We start from the raw sequence: 1,483 nt of genomic DNA, 5'->3' as shown, positions 1-1,483 counted from the left end.
GTCCCCCGCTCCCCCTCGTTCCGCAGCTCCGAAAGGAAACGCACACATGGAAGGCACCATCCTGGTCGCCACCGCGGGCCAGGGCGTCCTGCGCTCCTCCGACGACGGCGCCACCTGGTCCCGTCTGGGCCTCGGGCAGGCCCTGGAGTTCGACGCCGTCGTCCGCTGCCTGGCCGTCCACCCCGAACAGCCCGAGGTCGTCTTCGCCGGCGCCGACGCGGGACTCGTGCGCAGCGGTGACGCCGGGGTCACCTGGCACCGGGTCGACTCGCCGATGAACGACCGGACCATCTGGTCGCTGTCCATCGACCCCACCCACCCGGACACGATGCTCGTCGGGACCGGCGCCCCCTCTCGGGCCGCCATGTTCCGCACCACGGACGGCGGCGAGAGCTGGGACCAACTGCCGCCCGACATCCCGGAGTTCTGCGCGGGCGTCAACCGTCCCCGCATCCTGACCTGCGTCGTCGACCGCCATGAGCCGAAGAACATGTGGTTCGGCGTCGAGGAGGGCGGCCTGTGGCGCAGCGGCGACCGGGGCGACACCTGGGAGCGGATCGACGGCACCCCCGCCTCCCTGCCCCAGGGGGTGACCAACTCGGACGTGCACTGTGTCGTCGTCCTTCAAGGCCCGCCGAAGACGATCGTCGTCGCCGTCGTCAACGCGCTGTTCGTGAGCCACGACGACGGGGCCACCTGGACCCGCACCGACTCCCGCAAGACGTTCGGCATCTACTACACCCGGCTGGTCAAGCAGCTCCCCGGCACCGACGACCTGCTGCTGGGCATCGGTGACGGCACCCCCGGCACGACCACCCGGATCCTGCGCTCCGAGGACCTGGGGCGCAGCTGGCAGGACACCGTCCTCGACACGCCCGCCAACTCGACCGTCTGGGCCTTCGGCACCCACCCCGCCGACCCGGAGCTGGTCTTCGCGGGCACGAAGTACGGCCATCTCCTGCGCTCCACGGACGCCGGGCGCAGCTGGCGCAAGGAGTGGCGCGAGTTCAGCGAGATCACCGATGTGACCTGGACCCCCGCCGTAGCGCCCACCACGGAAGGACACTGAGCATGGAGCCCGACGAGCGTGTACTGGCCCCGCACGAGGAGCCCACGCCGATCCCCGCCGGCCCGCGGGACGTCGTACGGCCGCGGGTGCGGCGGACCCACCTGTCGTTGTTCGTCCGCGACCCGGAGGCCTCGGCCGCGTGGTACGAGGACGTCCTCGGCATGGAGGTCACCGCGCGCGGACCGCAGTGGGTGTTCCTGTCCTTCGGTCGCAAGCACCACGACATCGCCCTGATCCGTGCCGAGGAGGGAGCGGTCGTCGGAGGCGTCGGTCTCCAGCACTACGGGCTGGAGGTGGAGGGCGACCTCGACGAGTGGCGGCGGCTGTACGGGATGCTCCTGGCCAAGGACGTGCCCGTGGTGAAGACCACCGATCACAAGATCGGCTTCGGTCTGTACTTCACCGACCCCGACG

Annotated in this window: 2 protein-coding genes; both read left to right on the top strand. The window is 70.9% G+C overall.

Going from position 1 to position 1,483, the window contains the following annotated elements; all coding sequences use genetic code 11:
* Nucleotides 1-1,069, top strand: a 1,069-nt coding sequence (locus AOK15_RS12150) for a WD40/YVTN/BNR-like repeat-containing protein (RefSeq protein ID WP_478078808.1), incomplete at its 5' end; no start/stop codon positions are given.
* 2 nt (nucleotides 1,070-1,071) lie between these two features.
* The coding region (locus tag AOK15_RS12145; protein WP_079058436.1) for a VOC family protein at nucleotides 1,072-1,483 on the top strand (412 nt) is incomplete at its 3' end.

The organism is Streptomyces ossamyceticus, assembly GCF_001418475.1.
GTDB lineage: Bacteria > Actinomycetota > Actinomycetes > Streptomycetales > Streptomycetaceae > Streptomyces > Streptomyces ossamyceticus.
This window is presented reverse-complemented; position numbering and strand designations above follow the sequence as displayed.